The organism is Mesorhizobium sp. M6A.T.Cr.TU.016.01.1.1, assembly GCF_003952585.1.
GTDB lineage: Bacteria > Pseudomonadota > Alphaproteobacteria > Rhizobiales > Rhizobiaceae > Mesorhizobium > Mesorhizobium mediterraneum.
In genome coordinates, this window is the sequence record NZ_CP034452.1 from 5,170,083 (window position 1) to 5,191,414 (window position 21,332).

19 protein-coding genes are annotated in these 21,332 nt (G+C 62.2%); 10 read left to right on the forward strand and 9 right to left on the reverse strand.

The window, feature by feature from the left end; translation table 11 throughout:
* Positions 1-46: 46 nt before the first annotated feature.
* Positions 47-937, forward strand: coding sequence for an AraC family transcriptional regulator (locus tag EJ075_RS25110; protein WP_126106163.1), 891 nt, complete (start codon positions 47-49; stop codon positions 935-937).
* A gap of 91 nt (positions 938-1,028) precedes the next feature.
* Here the strand turns inward: EJ075_RS25110 and EJ075_RS34070 are convergent, their stop codons facing one another.
* Complete coding sequence (locus EJ075_RS34070; RefSeq protein ID WP_126106164.1) at positions 1,029-1,274, reverse strand: DUF1127 domain-containing protein; 246 nt, start codon at positions 1,272-1,274, stop codon at positions 1,029-1,031.
* 466 nt (positions 1,275-1,740) lie between these two features.
* Between EJ075_RS34070 and EJ075_RS25120 the strand changes: the two genes are divergently transcribed.
* Positions 1,741-2,529, forward strand: a complete 789-nt coding sequence (locus EJ075_RS25120; RefSeq protein WP_126106165.1) for a thioredoxin family protein — start codon at positions 1,741-1,743, stop codon at positions 2,527-2,529.
* 166 nt (positions 2,530-2,695) lie between these two features.
* On the opposite strand, the gene EJ075_RS25125 is transcribed toward EJ075_RS25120, so the two are convergent.
* Positions 2,696-4,717: an EAL domain-containing protein gene (locus EJ075_RS25125; protein ID WP_126107450.1), complete on the reverse strand. Its 2,022-nt coding sequence runs from the start codon at positions 4,715-4,717 to the stop codon at positions 2,696-2,698.
* 271 nt (positions 4,718-4,988) lie between these two features.
* On the opposite strand from EJ075_RS25125, the gene EJ075_RS25130 reads away from it, so the two are divergent.
* Complete coding sequence (locus tag EJ075_RS25130) at positions 4,989-6,035, forward strand: class I SAM-dependent methyltransferase (protein ID WP_206437508.1); 1,047 nt, start codon at positions 4,989-4,991, stop codon at positions 6,033-6,035.
* A 63-nt stretch (positions 6,036-6,098) separates the two neighbouring features.
* Here EJ075_RS25130 and EJ075_RS25135 read toward each other — a convergent pair whose 3' ends face one another.
* On the reverse strand, positions 6,099-7,019 hold the full coding sequence (locus EJ075_RS25135; RefSeq protein WP_126106167.1) for a sugar kinase: 921 nt from the start codon (positions 7,017-7,019) through the stop codon (positions 6,099-6,101).
* Positions 7,020-7,172: 153 nt separating this feature from the next.
* Here EJ075_RS25135 and EJ075_RS25140 point away from each other — a divergent pair, with 153 nt between their 5' ends.
* Entirely contained in the window at positions 7,173-7,622 is a 450-nt protein-coding gene (locus EJ075_RS25140; RefSeq protein WP_126107451.1) for a FixH family protein, read from the forward strand.
* 13 nt (positions 7,623-7,635) lie between these two features.
* Positions 7,636-8,835, forward strand: a complete 1,200-nt coding sequence (locus tag EJ075_RS25145) for a cytochrome c peroxidase (RefSeq protein ID WP_126106168.1) — start codon at positions 7,636-7,638, stop codon at positions 8,833-8,835.
* 140 nt (positions 8,836-8,975) lie between these two features.
* On the opposite strand, the gene EJ075_RS25150 is transcribed toward EJ075_RS25145, so the two are convergent.
* Positions 8,976-9,428 (reverse strand): Lrp/AsnC ligand binding domain-containing protein, encoded by a 453-nt coding sequence (locus EJ075_RS25150; RefSeq protein ID WP_023676441.1) that lies wholly within the window; start codon positions 9,426-9,428, stop codon positions 8,976-8,978.
* A gap of 162 nt (positions 9,429-9,590) precedes the next feature.
* On the opposite strand from EJ075_RS25150, the gene putA reads away from it, so the two are divergent.
* Positions 9,591-13,202 carry a bifunctional proline dehydrogenase/L-glutamate gamma-semialdehyde dehydrogenase PutA gene (putA, locus tag EJ075_RS25155; protein WP_126106169.1) on the forward strand — a complete coding sequence of 1,204 codons (3,612 nt, stop codon included), beginning with the start codon at positions 9,591-9,593 and terminating at the stop codon, positions 13,200-13,202.
* Positions 13,203-13,299: 97 nt separating this feature from the next.
* Positions 13,300-14,358 (forward strand): glycosyltransferase, encoded by a 1,059-nt coding sequence (locus EJ075_RS25160; RefSeq protein ID WP_126106170.1) that lies wholly within the window; start codon positions 13,300-13,302, stop codon positions 14,356-14,358.
* Positions 14,359-14,379: 21 nt separating this feature from the next.
* Here the strand turns inward: EJ075_RS25160 and EJ075_RS25165 are convergent, their stop codons facing one another.
* The 5 genes from EJ075_RS25165 to EJ075_RS25185 all read right to left on the reverse strand — a co-directional run bounded on the left by EJ075_RS25165 (position 14,380) and on the right by EJ075_RS25185 (position 18,818).
* A complete protein-coding gene (locus tag EJ075_RS25165; protein ID WP_126106171.1) occupies positions 14,380-14,751 on the reverse strand; it encodes a VOC family protein in 372 nt (123 codons plus the stop codon).
* Position 14,752: 1 nt separating this feature from the next.
* Positions 14,753-15,067, reverse strand: a complete 315-nt coding sequence (locus EJ075_RS25170; protein WP_126106172.1) for an antibiotic biosynthesis monooxygenase — start codon at positions 15,065-15,067, stop codon at positions 14,753-14,755.
* Positions 15,068-15,128: 61 nt separating this feature from the next.
* Complete coding sequence (locus tag EJ075_RS25175) at positions 15,129-16,169, reverse strand: TonB family protein (RefSeq protein WP_348627337.1); 1,041 nt, start codon at positions 16,167-16,169, stop codon at positions 15,129-15,131.
* Positions 16,170-16,209: 40 nt separating this feature from the next.
* Positions 16,210-16,653, reverse strand: a complete 444-nt coding sequence (locus EJ075_RS25180) for a hypothetical protein (RefSeq protein ID WP_126106173.1) — start codon at positions 16,651-16,653, stop codon at positions 16,210-16,212.
* Between the two features lie 5 nt (positions 16,654-16,658).
* Positions 16,659-18,818 (reverse strand): TonB-dependent hemoglobin/transferrin/lactoferrin family receptor, encoded by a 2,160-nt coding sequence (locus EJ075_RS25185; RefSeq protein WP_245458006.1) that lies wholly within the window; start codon positions 18,816-18,818, stop codon positions 16,659-16,661.
* 300 nt (positions 18,819-19,118) lie between these two features.
* Here EJ075_RS25185 and hemP point away from each other — a divergent pair, with 300 nt between their 5' ends.
* The 3 genes from hemP to EJ075_RS25200 are packed head-to-tail and all read left to right on the forward strand — an operon-like array spanning position 19,119 to position 21,328.
* Positions 19,119-19,325 carry a hemin uptake protein HemP gene (gene hemP / locus EJ075_RS25190; RefSeq protein WP_095494491.1) on the forward strand — a complete coding sequence of 69 codons (207 nt, stop codon included), beginning with the start codon at positions 19,119-19,121 and terminating at the stop codon, positions 19,323-19,325.
* A gap of 21 nt (positions 19,326-19,346) precedes the next feature.
* Positions 19,347-20,408 (forward strand): hemin-degrading factor, encoded by a 1,062-nt coding sequence (locus tag EJ075_RS25195; protein ID WP_126106175.1) that lies wholly within the window; start codon positions 19,347-19,349, stop codon positions 20,406-20,408.
* Between the two features lie 11 nt (positions 20,409-20,419).
* Complete coding sequence (locus EJ075_RS25200; protein WP_095486640.1) at positions 20,420-21,328, forward strand: hemin ABC transporter substrate-binding protein; 909 nt, start codon at positions 20,420-20,422, stop codon at positions 21,326-21,328.
* Positions 21,329-21,332: the final 4 nt, after the last annotated feature.

The following is a 21,332-nucleotide window of genomic DNA, read 5'->3' on the forward strand; positions in this document are numbered from 1 at the left end:
TCCAAAATGCTTTGCGTGTCGGGCAGCAAAGGAATAGTTTTGGTCCATGACCGCACTCCTCAATGCCGTCCGCCGCTATGCAGACACCAATGCCGGCCCAGACGGCATTGCGCATACCCCGATACCGGGTCTCAACACGGTGCGGGCGACGGCGCCTAGCGGCCTGGTCTACGACATCTCCCGACCGCTCGCCTGTCTGGTGGTCCAGGGGAGCAAGCACGTCACGATGGGTACTCAGGGCTTCGCCTTCTCCGCCGGAGATTCGCTGCTGATCACGGCGGACGTGCCGACGGTGAGCCAGATCACCCGCGCCAGCGCCGCTGCTCCCTACTACTCGCTGGTTCTGGAACTCGATCCGGCGGTCATCGCGGAGCTGAGTGAGCAAATAGACGCCCAGCATGTGGCCGACCACGCGCCCGTGCGGGTTGACCCGACTGACGCCGAGGTTGCCGACGCGGCCCTGCGTTTGATGCGGCTGCTCGATCGCCCGGCATCGGTCCCGGTGCTACAGGCCCAGCTTGTGCGCGAGATGCACTATTGGCTGCTGGCCGGGCGGCACGGGTCGGCGATCCGTCGTCTGGGGTGGCCAGACGGCCAAATGCGGCGAGTGGCGCGCGCGGTCGCAGTGCTTCGGGCAGAGTTCGCGCGGCCTTTGCCAGTCGATTGCCTGGCGGCTGTGGCCGGAATGAGTATGTCGTCATTCCACCAGCACTTTCGCGCAGTAACCTCGCTCTCTCCCTTGCAATTCCAGAAACAGTTGCGCCTGATTGAGGCGAGGCGGCTGATGCTGTCGGAGGGAAAGACTGCGAGCAGCGCAGCGTTCGCGGTCGGCTATGAAAGCGTGTCGCAGTTCACCCGGGAATATGGTCGTCTGTTCGGCCGGACGCCTGTTCGGGATACGAAAGAAGCGAGAGGCAGAAACTTGGCCGCCGCTTGAGGCGCCTTCGGCAGCTTCGCTCGCTACGCGCCGAGCTTGCCGAAGCGAGCGCTGAGCCTGCTCGCCCGCGCCGACAGTTGGCGCGCTGATCTTACCTCATCGACATCAAGTTCCTGGTCAGAGCGGCCTTAACGACGTCGAGCTCGGGTCGATGGGCCTCCGGATGACCGATGTCCTTCAGCTGATCGGGCGTCAAATCCGCTAGGGCCCTGCGTCTTGCGACGTTATCTCGCCACGTCCTGAAGGCAACAATGATTATTGCTACGCTTTTCAGCCTTGACCCAAACAAGCGGCGGCTGGGTGCGCTGCGGCCGGAGCGAGTTTTCGTGTGAGCCATTTTTAGTCTCCCATTTTGAGTTTGCGGGTTGGGAGCGTGCCACGTGGTTTCGGGCTGTTCGGCTGTGCGTGAACAAAAGGGAAAAAGTTCCTTCGCGCTCCGCGGCTCTCGTGTCGAGAACGTCGTTGTCTCGGAGAATCTCGCTACGGAATGATTTCAGCGGAACGGAATTTGGTTACGTCTGTAACAGCGGGAGCGCCGTTGTCGATCGCCGGCGCCGCCCGGGAAAGCGGCCGTGCTGGGCCGTCGCGATATCTTGAAGCGTGGGCGCAGGAGCACCCGCTTCTGCGCAGGCCGCGGCTGGGATCAGCGGCTCCATTGGAATAGCGCCACACTTGTTACTCCCGCTGTCCGCTCTCCGGTGCCAAACTACCTCATGCCTAACCATGAGCGAAGAGCAGCGAATGAAACCGCGCTTCGGCCAACGAGGCGCGGGGTTTCGCCCAAATCAGGAGGTATCAAAGCCATGACTGCATCAGCCGGAAACGGACGGAAGAGCGGACAGCCTGCCATGCACACACCACCGGTCGTGTCGCCGCAGGCGTGGGAGGCGGCCCGCGAGAAGCTGCTCGTGAAGGAAAAGGCCCAGACCCGCGCCCGTGACGCACTGGCCGCCGAGCGCCGGCGGATGCCGTGGATGGCGGTGGAGAAGACGTATGCGTTCGAGGGGCCTGACGGAAAGGTGAGCCTGCTCGACCTGTTCAACGGTCGGCGTCAGCTGATCGTCTACCGCGCCTTCTTCGAGCCGGGAGTGTTCGGCTGGCCCGACCATGCCTGCCGCGGCTGCTCCCTGGTGGCCGACCAGGTCGCCCATGTCGCCCACCTGAACGCCCGTGACACCACCCTCGTCTTCGTCTCGCGTGCGCCGCAGGCGGACATCGCGCGGCTGAAGGCGCGGATGGACTGGGAGATACCGTGGTTCACCATCACCGACAGCTTCGACGCCGATTTCGGCGTGGACGAGTGGCATGGTCACAACGTGTTCATCCGCGACGGCGACCGCGTGTTCCGCACCTACTTCATCAACAACCGCGGCGACGAACAGATGGGGGGCACCTGGAACTACCTCGACATCACGCCGCTGGGCCGGCAGGAGGTCTGGGAGGACTCGCCCGAAGGCTATCCTCAGACCCCGGCCTACAACTGGTGGAACTGGCACGACAGCTACGGCTCCGACGCAGCGGCCGACAAGAAATGGGTCGAGGTATCGGACGCCGGAGAGGCGGCGTTCCGGGAGGCCAGCACGAAGGCGTGAGCCGGGCCTGTTCGGTGAATCGGGCGGACGGCGACGGCCGGTCTGAGGGCCACCGATCCGCCGCCCGCTCCTGAGTGAGTTCGATTGTGAGTTAAATAGTGCCCGGTCTTCAGCGCGCTTCTGCGGCGGCGACGGCTTGCAGCTACTCAGATCGCTCTGCCGCTATTCATGCGGACTTAACGACCAGAAAAGGGCGTTTGTGGGTGGCCGGTCTCGCTCGAAAGCTCGCGGCGGGAGCAGGGCGGCCGACATGAAAGCCTTGGATTTCATCTATGTCGAATTCACGTATGAAGGCCATCTGCTTGTCGGTTTCCACCCCTTCGACCAGGATTTTATGGCCGCGATTTCGGACCAGCGCAATAATGTCTTGCAGCATTGCCTTGCCTCTGGGGGAGCCGCAATCATGAAGAAACGAGCGGTCAATCTTCACAGTATCGAAATCGATTAGACGAAGCCATGAGAGGCCCGCGAAGCCGGTCCCAAAGTCATCAAGCCATATCCTGATCCCTAGCAGCTTTAGGTCGCTGATGCAGCGAAGAATGTCGGAGTGCATCTCCATCTCGAGCCCTTCGGTGATTTCGAAGGCCAGCCTGCTGCCGGCTACGCCGGTCTCGCTCAAAATGGCCGCAACAGAGGTTGCGAAGCCGGGAGTCTTGAGCTGAATTGGAGAGACGTTGACGCTGACGACACGGACGTGATCGTCCGCCAGAAGCTCAGTGCACACTGTCCTAATTGCCCAGCGCCCGAGCGCCAGGACAGCGCCAGTTCGTTCCGCGACGGGAATGAAGAGGCTCGGCGGAACCGACGTGCCATCCAGCATTTTGAGGCGCATCAGAGCCTCGACGGCTTCAACTCGGCCCGACGCGACATTTTGGATAGGCTGATAGACGAGTGAAACGAGATCCTGGCCGATCGCGATCTTCAGCAAAGCCGCAATATTCTCGCTCTCATCGCTGCTCTGGGGATCGTTTGGATCGAACAGCCACGTACAATTTCGACCGCCTGCTTTTGCCAGATAGAGCGCGCGGTCGGCCTCGTGGATGATTTTTTCCAGCTTGGCGCCGGTCTGGACCCTGGTGAAGGCAGCGCCAACGCTCACCGTTACAACCGAGGTACCGTCTCTCCGGTGCTCGTGGGGAAGCGCGAGGTTCTCCACCGTGCTTCGGATGGCTTCCACAATATCTGCGACCTGTTCTCTTTTCTCCATGCGCGCCAGGACAATGAATTCTTCCCCGCCGTAGCGGCCGATTGAGCCATTGTGCTGCTTAATCATATCGGCAAGGGCATTGGCGACAAGAATCAGGCAGCGGTCACCTTCTTGATGCCCGTAAAAGTCATTGAACCTTTTGAAGAAGTCCACGTCGATGAGGATCGCCACAAAACTGCTGCCAGACCTCTGCCAGTCGCTCCAGTAGTCCCGCAGCTTCTCGTCAATCGCCCGCCGATTCTCCAGACCTGTAAGCGGATCGGTTCTCGACAGGTTCAACAGCGCCTGTCCGCGCTCGGTGGCTTCCTTGTGCTGGATTTTGGCTTCGAGGGCATTCAGGAAGACGTTGTAGCGCTCCTCGTTCAGCTTCCAGTTTACGTAAGATGTAAATGTGAAGCATGAGATATAGAAGGTTCCAAATACCATTTTGTAAGTTAATGTGGATGGCACAAAATAGTTTACGATATACAAAATTACCAATATTATAGCAGAAGTTACAATAGACACGTTGAATTTAAATGTGAAAAATAGATTAGCGCTCATCATGAAGATGGTGCCGAAAACCATATAATAAGAGACGCTTTCCTTGTCCGCACCCATAACCGCTGGGCACAACCAGCCAACATAGCCAAAGATGATGGCTCCGGCGCAAGTCACGTCAATCCATTCCGTTCCGACTCCCTGGCGAAGTTGTGCTTCCAAGATCAGGAGCGCAGTCACTCCGACCACGAAGCGTGCCGTGATCGTGTAGATTGCCACATCCGGAATCAGCAGCAGATCGGTTGCTGAAAACAGCAGATAGATGGCAACGGCGATCCATAGCCCTGGCCTAGCGTCCGTTCGTCGCGTCGCTTGGGATTCCTTTCGGTAGAGGTTGCGGAGTTCGTCGGACCGCGGCTCGTAGCGCGGTTCGAACGGTTCCGCATCGGCTATATCGGCCAATGCGAATGACGCGGAGTCGCTCGTCACCACAAACCCCATTTGAACCGGGCTTTGTATTCCGAACTCATTTTTAGCTTCTGCCCCCACGCCGGCCGACTCCTCAGGCGACAGCGATTGCGGCGCCTCGCAAGCAATATGCAGTCGCGCAAATAGGTTTTCGTTAACTCGTATCGGGAATCCGACCGGCAAGGCGTCCAAAGACCTAGGATGGTTGGCGGGAAATTAACGACACCGCTAAAATGCCGGTGATGCGCCTTGGCAAAGATAAAATTTTACGCAATATCTAGATAATATCTAACTAATTGTAATTATGGAGTCTGCGGTGGCAACCATCCTTGATGGCAAAAGTCTGATTACTGCCGAGATGATCGCCGCCAGTCTCCCTCGAAGAAAGCTCGAGCCTCATAGCGAAGCGTTCGAAACCGCCCGCGTAGAGCTTGCGCTCATTCTCCACGCGACACACCAGCAAGTCGAGCAACGAAAGGACCCGGCGGAGATCATCCGTCGGCTGATGTCGTACCTCGACGCAACCCGTTCCAAGGTTCATCCGGACGTTTGGCAAGCATTGATACCGGTAGTGCAGAACCACCCGATCTTGGAGTACTTTCTCGAGGATCCGCTCACGCGGTGGTCCCATGACAAGCCAAGAGGTTATTCTGGTGACGCGCAGTTGCTCGACTATATCTATTGTGATCCGCACGTGGCCGAGAGCGTGGCAAGCGCCTCGGAGATCGGCAAGGCACTCTATAGCCACACCAAGGATGTACCGTCGTGCATCGCAGCACGGGAGCGACGCGATCTTTTAACCCGGTATGTCGATGAGACTGCGGCCAAGAATGGACCGCAAGCCGAGGTCCTGGCGATTGCGGCCGGCCATTTACGGGAGGCCAATCGCTCGGCCGCCTTACAAGAGGGCCGTCTCAAGCGCTGGGTTGCGCTCGATCAGGATCCTCAGAGCGTTGGGTTGATCAACCGCGACTTCCAGGGCACCGCGGTCGAGGCCATCGACGGCTCGGTACGAACCGTGCTCACGAGGGGCCACAAGCTTGGCAAGTTCGACTTCATCTACGCCTCTGGCCTCTACGATTACCTTGCGCACAACGTCGCCGTGAAGCTCACGAAGACTTGCCTGCAGATGTTGAAGCCGAACGGGACATTCCTGTTCGCGAACTACGCAGAGGGCAACCCCGACGCCGGCTACCGGGAGACGTTCATGAACTGGGTGCTGCTGCTGCGGTCGGAGGCCGATATGTGGGACATCATCAATGCCAGCGTCGACCGCAACACCGTCGAGGCGCAGGTGTTCTTTGGCGAAAACCGCAACGTCCTTTATGGCGTCATCGAAAAGCGCGGATAAACCACGCCTTGGGCTGCAACGTTGTCGCCCATTGGCGGCAGCCGGTCTGCTTGCGTTTTGATGCTAATCTTCGAACGCTGCCCTTAACGTCTCGAACGGCGCCAGCGCGCCGCGCACCTGGACGACAGCCGCGGCGACGCGATGCGCGCGCAGCACGGCCTCGGTCGGGGCATGGCCGGCCAGCCGGGCGGCGAGATAGGCCCCATTGAAGGAATCGCCGGCGCCGGTCGTGTCGACGGGGGCGGCGACATGCACGGCCGCAACGGGCCGTAGCATTCCGCTTGCGGCGATCAGTGCCGGCTCCTCGCCATTCTTGACGACGACTTCGCCGACCAGCTCTCCCAGCCGCTCGGCGGTTGCCTGCGGTGCGGCGTCGCCGAACAGCATTTGCTCGTCGGGAAAGGTCGGCAGCGCGATGTCGGTGACTGCGAGCGCATCGAGGATCGCTGCCTGCGGTTCCTCGCGCCGGCGCCACAACCGTGGCCGGTAGTTGGGATCGAAGGCGACAAGCGAGCCGGCGGCGCGCGCCTTGGCCACCGCCGCCAGCAGGGACTTGCGCGCGCCGTCGTCCAGAATTGCCAAAGTGATTCCGGAGAAGTAAACAAGCGCCTGATTTTCAAGGCTTTTCGCCAAGGCGACCGCGTCGGAGGCAAGCTGCCGTGCGGCCGCATCACCGCGCCAATAGGTGAAGGAGCGTTCGGCGCCGGTCAGCGTGATCGCATAGAGGCCGGGCCGGGCGCCTGCGATGATCGGGCTGGCGCCGATGCCGATGCCGTTTTGCGCGAAGAAACCGATCTGATCGCGCGAGAACGGGTCGTCGCCGAAGGCCGACACATAGGTTGCCGGCCGGTCGCCGCTCAGCGCATGCAGCGCCCACAGCGTGTTGAACGTGTCGCCGGCAAAGCCCATGCGCCAGTTCGGCCCGGCCTGGCCTGAAAGTTCGAGCATGCATTCACCGATCGAGGCGACGCCGTTTCCTGTCATGTATCTCTCTCCGCGTGATTCCGGTGCTGTAGCTTTTTGCGGCCGGCAGCGCCATGCTTGGCGTCAGCGGATTTTGCGCCAGATGTGTTTTCTCAACTGAGCGGCGGGACGCAATCTGCCCAGCGAGACGTTATCTCCGGAAGAGGAAACGGTTTGGCATCGTTATGGCGTTATGTTTTGGCAGGTCTTGGTCTGGCCGCCTTGCTGACTGGCATTCTTGCCGCCGTCTATCTGACGGCGCCGCAAGCGCCTCGGCTTGCCAGCTCCGAGATTGCGCGCTCGAAAAAGACAGCGCACGGGCTGTTTGTGGCCAGTTTCGAACCGGAGCGGGGCGCTATCCGGCAAGGCGAGCTGCAATCCTGGCTGCTGACCCTCAAGACAGGCGCTGGAACCCCGGTGGAAGGGGCAGCGATCACGATTTCCGGGGGCATGCCGCAGCACAGGCACGGCCTGCCGACCAGCCCGCAGGCGACCGACTACCTGGGCAACGGGTGCTATCGCATCGACGGGGTGAAATTCACGATGAGCGGATTGTGGCAATTGCATTTCGCCATTTCCGCGGCGGCCGGATCCGACACGGTCGTCTTCAATGTGCTGCTGTGAGCGCTAGAGCAAGATGAGCCGATTCTCGCGTCTTCTCGCGCTGCTGGCGATGGCCGTGCTTGCCGGCTGCGTCAAGCCGGAGTTTTCCGATGCCGAAAAGAAGACCATCGCCTCACTGGCGCTGTCGGCGCTGCCGCCGCTGAAGACCGACACCACCAACCGCTTCGCCGATGTGCCGGCCGCCGCCGCGCTTGGCTCGACGCTGTTCTTCGACGTCGGGATGAGCGGCGATGGCAAGGTTTCCTGCTCGACCTGCCACAAGATCGACCGGCAGTTCCAGGACGACCTGCCGCAAGCGGTCGGCGTCGGCCGCACCAACCGGCGCACCATGCCGCTGGCCGGCGTCGCGCATGATCCATGGTTCTTCTGGGATGGGCGGCGCGACAGTCTTTGGGCACAGGCGCTGACGCCGCTGGAAAATCCGCTGGAGCAGGCCGGCAATCGCGCCGCCTACGCGCACTATATCAAGGCGCGATTCGGCGAGCGCTATGAGCGCATCTTCGGGCCGCTGCCCGACCTTTCGACCGTGCCGGCCAATGCCAGTCCGCTCGGCAGCGATGCCGAGAAAGCGGCGTGGAACGCCATGTCCGCTGCGCAGGCCGAGGCCGTCAACCGCGTCTTCGCCAATATCGGCAAGGCGATCGCCGCCTTCGAGCGATCGATCGCGCCGCCGCAGACGCGCTTCGACCGGTTCGCCGCCGCCTTGGCTACCGGTATACAGCCGCAAGGCGACGATGCCTTTTCGCCTGAGGAAATCCTCGGGCTGAAACTGTTCATCGGCAAAGCCAGTTGCGTGACATGCCACACCGGGCCGCGCTTCACCGACAGCAGTTTTCACAACACCGGCGTGCCGCCGGTTGCGAATTTGCCGCCGGATCGCGGCCGCATAGATGCGGTACGCCAAGTCGAGGCCGATCCGTTCAACTGTTTCGGCGCCTTTCGCGATGGCGACGCCAGCGCCTGCGGCGAGCTGCGCTTCATGGTCAAGGTCGGACCGGAACTGGTCCGCGCCTACAAGACACCGTCGCTGCGCGGCGCCGCCACCCGGCCGCCTTACATGCATGCCGGGCAGTTCTCGTCGCTTGACGAAGTGGTGGCGCATTATTCGAAGGCGCCGACCAGTGTCGAGGGTGTGTCCGAGGTCCACCCACTGCAGCTTTCGGACCGCGAGCGTGGGGCGGTGGTGGCGTTCCTGAAGACGCTGGCCGAGTGAACGGCTCAGAAAGGCTACTCGGTAGCGATCCTTCGCGCCCCCCTCTGTCCGGCAGGACATCTCCCCCACGAGGGGGGAGATTGGCTGTCACCGCCGCTTTCGGGGGGCGCTGTCCCGCCGACGTTACCGCAACAGCGCGCCTACCGATCCTTCACCGTCTCCATTGCCACGAAGGTCGAGGTCTGGGCGACGTGGGGCAGGGCCGAGATGCGCTCGCCGAGCACACGGCGATAGGCGGCGATGTCCGTGGTGCGGACCTTCAGCAGATAGTCGAAGCTCGACGCCATCATATGGCACTGCTCGATCTCCGGCACCGCCTGCACCGCGCGGTTGAAGGCATCGAGCGCGGCTGAGCGGGTGTCCGACAGTTTCACCTGGACGAAAGCGACATGGCCTTCGCCCATGCGCTCGCGGTCGATGATCGCCTGGTAGCCCCTGATAAAGCCGTCCTTTTCCAGCCGCTTGACCCGCGCCTGCACCGGCGTCTTCGACAGCCCGACTTTTGCCGCGAGTTCCGACATGGAAAGCCGGCCATTGCTGCCTAGCGCCGACAGGATGTTCCTGTCGATGCGGTCCAATTGGTCTTCTGTCATTGAAATTCTGGTCAAATTGGCGGGGATCAGTCATCATGATAGATCAATCGGCCTGCCGTGTCGATTTCTTTGGACCGACTGAGATCAAGGTTTATGTTAGCTTGCGCCATTCGGCCCGGTGACCGCCGGCCCGCTCCCTGATGCTCGCTCTACAGGACCGTCATGCCAGCGCTCGAAGCCATCCGCCAGCAGATCCGTGCCAATTATTTGCCTGATGAAGACGAGGCCGTGAAGCGGCTGGCCGAGGCGACGGGGCTTTCGGGGAAAGACCGAAAGGCGATCTCGGCCCGCGCCGCCGATCTGGTGCGGGCGGTGCGCGGCTCGTCCGATCCACGGCTGATGGAGGTCTTCCTGTCCGCCTATGGCCTCTCCACCAAGGAGGGCGTCGCGCTTATGTGCTTGGCCGAAGCGCTGCTGCGGGTGCCCGACACCGAGACGATGGATGACCTCATCGCCGATAAGATCGCGCCGCATGACTGGTCGGCGCATTCAGGCGAGTCGAGCTCGATCTTCATCAATGCGTCGACCTGGGCGCTGATGCTGACAGGCCGGGTGCTCGACGAAGGCGAGGGCGGCATCGAAGGCACGCTGCGCGCCATGGTGCGCCGGCTGGGCGAGCCGGTCATCCGCAAGGCAGTCGCCGCCGCCATGCGTGAAATGGGCGAGCAGTTCGTGCTCGGCCGCACGATTGCCGAGGCCGTCAAGCGCGGCCGGCCGATGACCCAGAAGGGCTATCTCTATTCTTTCGATATGCTGGGCGAGGCGGCTCGAACAGAGGCCGATGCCTTGCGTTATCTCAAGGCCTATGCCGACGCCATCTCCTCGCTCGATGCCGGCGCCAACGGCCCTGACATCCGCCAGAACCATGGCATCTCGGTCAAGCTTTCGGCGCTGCACCCGCGCTATGAGATAACGCAGAAGGAAAAGATGCTGCCTGTGATGGCCGCGCGGCTTTTATCGCTGGCGCTGGCGGCGCGTCATTCGCGCATGGGCCTCAACGTCGACGCCGAGGAGGCCGATCGCCTCGACCTGTCGCTCGACGTCATCGAACGGGTGCTGGCCGAGCCGGAGCTTGCCGGCTGGAACGGTTTTGGCGTCGTCGTCCAGGCGTATGGTCCGCGCGCAGCCTTCACCATCGACTGGCTCTATGCGCTGGCGAAGAAATACGATCGCACCATCATGGTGCGGCTGGTCAAGGGCGCCTATTGGGATACCGAGATCAAGCGGGCGCAGACGCTCGGGCTCGACGGCTATCCGGTCTTCACCCGCAAGGCCAACACCGATGTGTCCTACTTGGCCTGCGCGAAGAAGCTTTTGTCGATGACCGACCGCATCTATCCGCAATTCGCCACTCACAACGCCCACACCGTCGCCGCCATCCTGTCGATGGCCGGGGATCGTGACTCCTTCGAGTTCCAGCGCCTGCACGGCATGGGCGAAGCGCTGCACGAGACGGTGCGGCGGGCTGAAGGCACGCGCTGCCGCATCTATGCGCCGGTCGGCGCGCATTCCGACCTGCTTGCCTACCTAGTCCGCCGGCTGCTGGAGAACGGCGCTAACTCCTCCTTCGTCCACCAGCTCACCGACGAGGAGGTCGAGCCGGAGGATATTGCCCGCGACCCGCTCGAAACCGTCGAGAAACAGGGTCCCGCCGCCAATCCGGCGATCGCGCGACCATCGGCGATCTTTGGTGCCAGCCGACGCAATTCGACGGGATTCGACATCACTGATCCGGTGACCCTGGCCGCGATCGACCAGGCGAAGACCGAGTTTTCCGGCCCGGACCGCTGGCACGCCAAGCCGATCACGCGGGCCGCCGGCTACGGCAAGCAGCGTCCGGTGGTCAATCCGGCAAAACCCGACGAGGTGGTCGGCACAGTCAGCGAGGCCAGCGCCAAGCAGGTCGCGACCGCCGTGCGCATCGCGGTGGAGGCGCAGCCGGCATGGGCAAGGCGTGCCGTTGCCGAGCGTGCCGCCATCCTCAACCGCGCCGCCGATCTCTATGAAGCCAACGCCGTCGAATTCTTCGCGCTCGCTATCCGCGAAGCGGGCAAATCGCTGGCCGACGGCGTCGCCGAAGTGCGCGAAGCGGTCGATTTCCTGCGCTATTACGCCGCCGAAGCGGCCAATGCCGAACCGGGCACGGAAGCGCGCGGGGTGATCGCCTGCATCTCGCCGTGGAATTTTCCGCTCGCCATCTTCACCGGCCAGATCGCGGCAGCACTCGTCACCGGCAATTCGGTGATCGCCAAGCCGGCCGAGCAGACGCCGCTGATTGCCTTCCGCGCCGTCGAATTGCTGCGCGAAGCCGGTGTGCCGGAGGATGTCATCCAGCTTTTGCCCGGCGATGGTCCCTCGGTCGGTGGCCCGCTGACCGCCGATCCGCGCATTGCCGGCGTCTGCTTCACCGGCTCGACCGAGGTCGCCAAGCTGATCGAAAAGCAGTTGGCCGAGACCGCGCCGCCCGACGCGATGCTGATAGCCGAGACCGGCGGGCTGAACGCGATGATCGTCGATTCCACCGCGCTGCCCGAACAAGCGGTGCGCGACATCCTTGCCTCGGCCTTCCAGAGTGCCGGCCAGCGCTGCTCGGCGCTGCGCGTGCTCTATGTGCAGAAGGACGTCGAGAAGAAGATGCTGGAGATGCTGAAGGGAGCGATGGAAGCGCTCAGTCTCGGCGATCCCTGGCAGATTTCAACCGATGTCGGCCCGGTCATCGACGATGAGGCACAAAAATCGATCCGCGACTATTGCACCAAAATGGGTCTGCAGGGCCGGCTGATCGCCAAGCTCGAAGCGCCGAAGAACGGCCGCTTCGTCGCGCCGCATGTCTTTCGGGTCAAGGGCATCGAGGAGATGGAGCGCGAGGTGTTCGGACCGGTGCTGCATGTCGCCAGCTTCGACGCCGACGACATCGATGCGGTGATCGCCGCGATCAACCGCAAGGGTTATGGCCTGACCTTCGGCCTGCATACCCGCATCGAAGGCCGCGCCCAGCATTTCGTCGACGGCATCCATGCCGGCAATATCTATGTCAACCGCAACCAGATCGGCGCCGTGGTCGGCTCGCAGCCGTTCGGCGGGGAAGGGCTTTCCGGCACCGGCCCGAAGGCCGGCGGGCCGCATTATCTCAGGCGCTTCCGCAAGGGACCGCAGGCGGGCACGCCTGTTCTTGACGGCTGCAAGGTGACGGCGACAGAGCTTGCCGACAATCTGCCAGACCCAGCGCTTGGCGGCTGGTCGACGCGGGCGGACCGCGTTGCCGTGCTGAGGAAGCATCTGCGCGGCAAGGGTGCTGCGGCCATCGGCACCGCCGCCAGCATCGACTTCGGCCAGGTCGATCTGCCCGGACCGACCGGCGAGGCCAACACGCTGTCGCTGTCGCCGCGTGGCCGTGTGCTCTGCCTGGGACCGGACGCCGACACGCTGCTTGCCCAGGCGATCCAGGCGCTGGCGGCCGGCAATGCCGTGCTCGCCGTCGCACCGGGTGCGCCGGCGGCACTCTCGGCATTGACCGGCAAGGGTCTGCCGCTTGCGGCCATCGACGGCCGTCCGGACCCGGTCGAGGCACGCTCGCTGCGGGTCGACGTCGTCGCCTTTTCGGGCACGCCCGAGGCCACGCGTATCGTGCGGAAAGTCATCGCCGACCGCGCCGGCCCGATCGTGCCGCTGGTCAGCGAAGTGCTCAACCCGGCGGCCTACGCGCATGAACGCGCCGTCTGCGTCGACACCACGGCTGCGGGCGGCAATGCCAGCCTGCTGGCTGCGGCGTAAGATTCCCCAAGGCCCGCTCGCCGCGAAAGTGCCGCGTGTTGACAAGAAGCCACGTCGACTAACAAGTGGGCAACTCGATAGGGGCGAGGCCGAACAGATGCAGCCACCACGGTTTGAGCTTCCGCGTGTCGGCGTGGTCATCACCTGTCACAATTATCGCGACTATGTCGAGGATGCGATCCGCTCGGTCCTGGTGCAGACCTATCAGAAATGGCACTGCGTGATCGTCGACGACGCTTCGACCGACGGCTCGGCCGATCACATCCGCCGGCTGCTCGAAGCGATCGATGACCCGCGCTTCAGCCTGTTGGCGCGTTCGCAAAATGGCGGCCAGCTTGAATCTTTCCGAGATGGTTTTGCCGCGGGCGACGCGCCGTTCGTGGCGTTTCTCGATGCCGACGATATCTGGTTGCCGAATTTTCTCGTGGCGCACCTTGCGGCCCATTTGAATGCGATGCGCCCGGCATCGCTGTCCAGTTCCGATGTCTTTCTGGTCGACCGCGATCGCAGCTTGCTGGCTGGCACCTACATTCAATTGCGAAAGCCGCGTTCCAGTCTGGACGGACCTGGCGTCGGCATCATCCCCGGCAAACAGCTTGGCGCGATGGCGCCGGAGATCGGCTATGCTTCGGACCATCCGATCACGTATTTCAAGCCCGGCGCCTATGGCTGGATGTGGGCGCCGACATCGTCGATGGTCTTTCGGCGCGCCGCGCTGGAACCGGTTCTGGCGTTCCCGTTCAAGGCCAGGATAGGGACCGACTATCTCGCGGCGACATGTGCGCATCTGGCGGCCGGCAGCCTGCTCCTGTCGGAATGTCTCGGCCTCTACCGCCTGCACGGGGCCAACGCATCCACCAACATCGCCTACACCGGCGGCAATGTGCAGCAATCGCTGGCATACCGAGCGCATGAGATGGTCATGGCGAATGATATCGTCGACTATGTCGTGGCCAGTGCAGAGCAGCTCGCCGCCGCCAATGGCCGGGGTTTTGTGCCCGGATTCCTGTCGCAGCACGCCAAGCGGTTTGGCAGCCTCGGCGACGATCCGCGTGTCATGCCATTTCTTGGTCGCCGAAGCCGTTTGCGACGGCTGCGCAAGCGCTTCGCCAAGCGCCTGGTTTGGGCGCTGCGACGATTGTTCGGCAAGGCCTGAGAACCGGCAGGCCCGGAAGCTTCACACTTCTTCGGGCGCGCAGCCGAACCTCAGCAGATTGCCATGCGGGTCCCAGACATAGAATTCCTTCATGTTCCACGGGCGAACGGTGAAAGGGCTGAGTTTCTCGACGCCGCGCGCCGAAAATTCGGCATGCAGCGCCGGCACCTCGCCGCCTCTGATGTAGCAGGACGACACTTCCGGCAGCTTGCGGTCGTCGCTCTTCCAGAAGTGAATCTCCATCTCGTTGCGGCGCATGATGAGATAGTCGTCCATCTCGGGCCCGACGATGCCGAAACCGAGCTGGTCGCGGTAGAAATCGCGCGTCGCCTTGATGTCGGGCGAGGGCAGCACGGGAATGCTGCGCGCCGGGTCGGCTGCGGGCAAGGCCATGTCACGCGCCCTCGACGACCGAAAAGCCTTCGAACTGCGGATGGCCGAGATAGTGCACCTTGGTGGTGCCGGTATTGCGGTGCGCCGCGCGGAAATTCTCGGATTTGGTCCAGGCGACGAAATCCTCATGGCTCGCCCATACGGTGTGCGAGGCGAACAGCGTGTAACCTTCGGCCTCGTTGACCGGACCGCGCAGCAGATGAAATTCCTTGAAACCTTTCATCTCCGATAGGCTCGAATCACGGTTCTTCCAGACGTCCTCGAAGGCGTCCTCAGAGCCGTTCTGGACTTTGAATCGGTTCATGGCGATGTACATTGGCTGTCCTTTCGGGATTGGTGAACTGTGACCGTAGATGGAAACGACGAGGTGAAGATTCTCAAAACGGACCGATCGCACCTGTAAACACCAGATTGTTGCCGACCTTTGTCGGGATGGGAGGAAAGGGGGCTGCCTTCCTCACGATACCGAGCACGACCTGATCGAAATCTTCCGAACCAGAACTCTCTAGGATGCGCAGCTCATTGATGCCGCCACGGCTGCCAATGACGAATGTGACAATTGCATTGTTGCGGGCGGTTGCTTGCACCGACGGCGGGACGCTGCGATTGACACGGCTGAGCTTTCTTATGACGTCGCTGCGGTAGCTGGATTCCGCCGCAATACCTGCTTCATTTTGTCTCTTGCCCTTACTCGCCGCCCGAGCAGAGCGGTCCCGGCCATCTGCCGTGCCGCGCTTCTCATCTGCTTCGCTTGTCCTTGAAGGAGGCATTGGTGGGCTTGGTCTGGCGCTGGGGATCGGCGGCTGCCCGGCAAACACAGCAGGCGCTTTGGTGCTTTCTGTCTGAACAGTTGGTTGTACTGGGCTCTTTGGGGCCGCGCTCTGGTCATCGGAGACCCCGGACGCCAATATGTCTGGCAGGGCCGCCGACTGTTTGACAGCTTCCGGGGAAGGTTCAAGGGGCGGCTTCGTCGCTTCTTTGGCGGGCTGAGGAGGCATTGTTGGCGGCACCGGTTTCTTTGCCGCCGCTGGTTTGGTCGGCTGCGGGTTCGGCACCAATGTGACCTTCATTGCCTGCGCTTCCCGATCCAGTGCGCTGCCAACCACGTTGGCGCCCGACTGATCGCTGCCTTCCGACTGAGTGGCATCCTGGAAGTCAAATGTCCCGGCCGGCGATAACAGGAAAACCGCCGCCACCGCGGCGTGGAGAAGGCAGGAAGTGACAATCGCCAGCACCCACTTGCGGTTCCGGGCAAATGGCGTCGCCTGGGGCTCGGCCGGTGCTATGGCCAGCTCGCCGCCGACGTTAGGGAGGGGACTGATTTCCTGCATGTCGCGGAACGGAAACTGCAGCGGCCCGCTTGTCAAATCAAGATCATTTGCCCTCGGCGGCAACGGTCCGGCCAGCGGCCATGCCACGATGTTCCGTCCGAGTGCGGGCTCCAGCCCCACTGTCTTCTCAGACCCCGAAGGCGATGCCGGTCTTGGTCTCGGTCTTCAGCCTGCGCATGCAAGCATCCGGCTCGATGCCGGTTCCGGCGCATTCGGTCGCGCTGTTGATCAGCACGCGGCTGACCTTGGCGCAGTCGGCGCCGGCAAGATCGAAACGCGTCACCTTGGTCTTGCCCGCCGGCAGGTCCTTGAAATCGAGCACGGTCAGCCGGTCGACGACGCCGGCCTCGTTGAACAGCGCGATCTCGAACGCCGCTTTCGAGAGATCGGCGCCGAGAGTGTTGTTGACCACGAACGTCAAACGGCAGCCCTTTTCGGAGGGTTGTGCGCCGTTGAGTTCAAGCGTGAGACCAGGGGCCGGCGCGGACTCTTGCGCCCACGCCGGACCCATCACAAGCGGCATTGCCAGCACCGAGGTCAGCAGGCGAAGCGATGCCGTCAAGCTTGCCATTGTCGTCAGCCTCCAAATCGCATTGTCGCCGCCAGCTTCAGCGTGACGCCGGGCTCGTAAATTACACTCGTGGCCGATGCATTCAACGGATTGGTGTATTTCACGTCGAACAAATTGTCGGCGCGGAAGTCGACTTTGAAATTGTCGGTCGCCTGATAGCTGGCGAAGGCATTGACCAGCGTGTAGTCCTTGGCCACTGCGTTGCCCTTTGGCTTGCCATTGTACTGCACCTCGCCGCCGACGGTCAGCTTGTCCTCCAGAAAGCGGAAGCCGAGTTGGGCGGTGACCTGGGACGACGGGACGGTGACGAGGTCTGCCCGCTCGCCTTCATAGGAGATGGTGTGGCCATCGATGATCGAGGCCGACAGCCCGGCGAAACCCCAGCTGGCGTCATAGACAGCTTCCATTTCAAAGCCGCGGATCTTGGCTTTTGCGAAGTTCTGGTACTGGAAGCAGATCGGGATGCCGGGGCCGAATGGGCAGCCGCTGGTTGGGTCGAATGCCGATAGCGTTACACCGTCGATGTAGTCGTCGACGTCGTTGTTGAAGTAGGCCGCCTTGAAACGAAACGCGTCGCCGGCTTCGAGGATGTCGTCCTGCTTGTAGTTGACGCCGAATTCGACGGTCTTGCCGGTTTCAGGCTTCAGATCGGGATTGGGGAGAAACGGAAAGCTGACGCCTGCCGGATGATTGCCACTGATGAGGGTTTCCGACAGCGACGGGGAGCGATATCCCTCCGCATAGGTGCCGTAAAATTGCAGTCCCGAAAGACTGGCGGTTTCGAATGGCGAGACGCCGACGGTGATGCGCGGCGACAGCCGGTCGCCGGAGGTTTCGCCGACATCGCTTTCGAGCTTGTAGCTGTCGTAACGCAGCCCGGCGATGACTTCGAGCCAGTCCCATGTGAGCTTGTCCTGGACGTAAGCGCCGGAAACGTTTCGCTTTCCCGAAGGGGTATAGAAACTGGCGCCGCCTGCGGCACCACCCGTCTCGACGTCGTCGCCAACCCAGTCGCCACCGTAGGTCAGCTCGTGCGCAATGCCGGCGGTCTCGAACCGCGAGGTGTTCCAGATGTCGATGCCCGAAGTGCCGATATCGAAGGTCGACATCGAACCCGCCGGCAAGACGATGGGAAGACCGGTGACTGGATCAAACCGGTTTTGCGGGACAAGGCTTGTCATTTTCATGTCGGTCTTGTTGTAGGAGGCGTTGATGTGGAGATCGAGCCAGCTCTTGTCTTCGTCGGTGATGTTGTAGCGGCCCGAGAAGGTGTTCGCTTTCAGGTCGACATCATTCACCGCCGTGCCGCCGCTGACCTCGTTCCACCCGTCGCTCGTGCCATTCCAGCCCAGCTTCAGTTCGCTGTTTTCAGTGGGGCGGATGGTCGTCTTGAGCAGGCCACTCAAGACGTCGAAGCCGGTGCCGTTCACCGTATCGCCGCCGCCATCCTTGTAGTCGTCATAGTCGCGATAGACGATGTTGCCGAGGACATCCCAGTTTTCATTGAAACGGTAAGCACCGGCGGCGCTGGTCGTCCAGCCTTCGCCATTGCTCTCGAAGCGCCCAGTCGCAGACGCCGCCCATGTCTCGCCGTCGCGAAGATAGTCTTCCGCGTCCTTGGTCTCGAACAAGACGACGCCGCCGATGGCGCCCGAGCCGTAGGTGTTGGCGACCGGGCCGCGGATGACGTCGACAGATTTGATGAGCTCCGGGTCGATATAGAAGGTGGATTGCGTGCCGTGGTCGGAGCGCTGGAAATTCTGCCGCGCGCCGTCGACGATCACAGCGACGCGGCCAAAATCCTGTAAGCCACGGATATTGATGCTGGAACTGACGCGCCTTGCATCTGTCTGGGCCGCTACACCCGGCACACCCAACAGCATTTCGTTAGGCGTGGTCGCCATGCGGCGTTCCAATTGCTCCTGATCGACATGACTGACCGAAGCCAGGGAATCGATCGCCGTCTCGCCGGTGCGGCTGATGACCAGGATCTGGTCGAGCAGCGTTGCGCCTGCGGGAGCCGGCCCGGCGTCTTCAGGCGCCTGCGCCTGTTCGGCCTGCTGCTGGTCTGTTGCCGGTTGGGCGGCCTGTTGAGCGTTGGCTGACGGCGTGAGCAGAGCGATCGCCGCAGCACCCGCCAGCAATGCGGCGATTCCCGTTGCCATAGACCGGCCCTTTGCCATCGATCGATGCGCCGGACCTCGACGCGCCGGACCTGGGCTGCTATTCGCCAGCCCCAGCCGTCCCCAATTCGCCAACCCCATGCCCCAACTCCAAAATACCTGGTTCGATGCTGGCTGGCTTGAAGCTTGCTGGCATTTTTCGTCGTGTCCGGCGTCTTAAATCTTGACTCACTTAGTCCGGTATTGCACTGACTAATAAACATGATTATTCAAGTCAAGAAATGAATCGGCATCTACGCAACGCCTAGCCAGACGCCCGGCACAGGAAAGGGATCGAACCAGATGAACACGCACAATCCCAATGACTTTCGCTATCGCGTCCGCCGTTCCGACGACAATTCGGCTCGTTTCGACCGGGTTCCGTTGACCGTGAGAACCCTGTCCAGCAACACGCTGTTCCAGGGCGAGCACGAGATCGGCATCGAGCATCACGGAGCGCTCTACCGGCTGAAGATCACCCGCCAGGGCAAGCTCATCCTCAACAAGTAGGCAAGAGTAGGTATTTAAGAGATGGACCAGCGCGTAAAACCCGCTCCGCACGAGATCCGGCGGGCGCGGGCAGACAATCCGAAGACGCGCGAGCGCGATCTCGCTGCCCAGCTTGGCATTTCGGAGGCCGAGCTGGTCGCCGCGCATTGCGGCGACGGCGTCGTCCGCGTCGAGCCGCGCGTCAACGATCTTCTGACCGGCCTCGAGGCCGTCGGTGAGGTCATGGCGCTGACGCGCAACGAAAGCGCTGTGCACGAGAAGATCGGCGTCTACGACAAAGTCGTCACCGGCAACCACAATGCCATGGTGCTTGGCGAGAACATCGATCTGCGCATCTTCCCGAAAGTCTGGACGCACGGCTTTGCCGTCGAAAAGCGCGACGGCGGCGATATCAGGCGCAGCCTGCAGTTCTTCGATGCGGCAGGCGAGGCGGTGCACAAGGTGCATCTGCGGCCCGCGTCCAACCTCTATGCCTATCAGAAGCTGGTGGCCGAGCTCGAATCGCCAAACCAGGAGTCGACGGTCGCAATTTCAGACGGCGGATTTGCCGACGAGACCGAGGCTTCCGACGCTTCCGCTGATGTCGACGATCTGCGCGACCGCTGGAGCCGCCTGACTGACGTGCACCAGTTCTTCGGCATGCTGAAGACGCTCAAGCTCGACCGCCGCCAGGCGATGCGCATGGTCGGCCAGGATTACGCCTGGCTGCTCGACAACGATGCCGTCAGCGCGATGTTCCACCATGCCGCCGAGGGCGAGATGCCGATCATGTGCTTTGTCGGCAATCGCGGCTGCATCCAGATCCATTCGGGCCCAATCAAGTCTATCAAGCCGATGGGGCCATGGATCAACGTGCTGGACGAGACCTTCCACCTGCATCTGCGGACCGACCACATCCATGAGGTCTGGGCCGTGCGCAAACCGACCAAGGATGGCCATGTCACGTCTCTCGAAGCCTATGGCGCCGACGGCAAGATGATCATCCAGTTCTTCGGTAAGCGCCATGAAGGTGAAAGCGAGCGCGAGGACTGGCGGTTTCTGGCAGAGAACCTGCCGCGCATTCCAAGCCCGACCGCAGCCTGAGGACAACGACAATGGCTCCTTTGCTTAAACGGGCGCGTGTTTTCAGAACGACGCTTGGGGCCGCGATCGGCCTTGCCCTGGCCTTTGCCGCATTGCTGCCGGCCCGTGCCGCCGAAGGCACGGAGGTCTTTGCGGACCCGTCGAAGATAGCGGCCATCGGCGGTTCGATCACCGAGATCGTCTTTGCGCTCGGCGAGCAGGATCGGCTGGTCGCCCGCGATTCGACCAGCCGTTATCCCGAGGCGGCGCTCAAGCTGCCTGATGTCGGCTACATGCGCCAGCTGTCGCCGGAAGGCGTCCTGTCGGTCAATCCGTCAGGCATCCTGGCGCTGCACGGCAGCGGGCCGAAGCAAGCGGTCGACGTGCTGAAGAAAACGAGCATTCCATTCATCGAGGTGCCCGAGCGCTACGACCATGAAGGCATTCTCGAAAAGATCCATATCGTCGGCAAGGCGCTTGGCGTGGACGCCAAGGCCGATGCGCTGGCAGCCGAGATCGATGCCAAGCTGAAGGCCGCCGAAAAGCAGACCGCTTCGATCAAGGAACGCAAGCGCGTCCTGTTCGTGCTGTCGATGCAGGGTGGCAAGATACTCGCATCCGGCAGCGAGACTGCCGCCGACGGCATCATCAAGCTTTCGGGCGGTGTCAACGCGGTTGACGGCTATTCCGGCTACAAGCAATTGTCCGACGAGGCTGTTATCACCGCCAAGCCGGACGTGATCCTGATAATGAACAATGCCGGTCCCGCCGCATCCGATGACGAATTGTTCGCGAACCCGGCCATCTTGTCGACGCCGGCGGGTGCGGCGCGCAAGGTGATCCGCATGGATGGCGGCTATCTGCTCGGCTTCGGGCCGCGCACGGCCGACGTCATCCACGACCTTGCCGCCTCGCTTTATGGCGATCAGGCCGCGGACTGAGCGG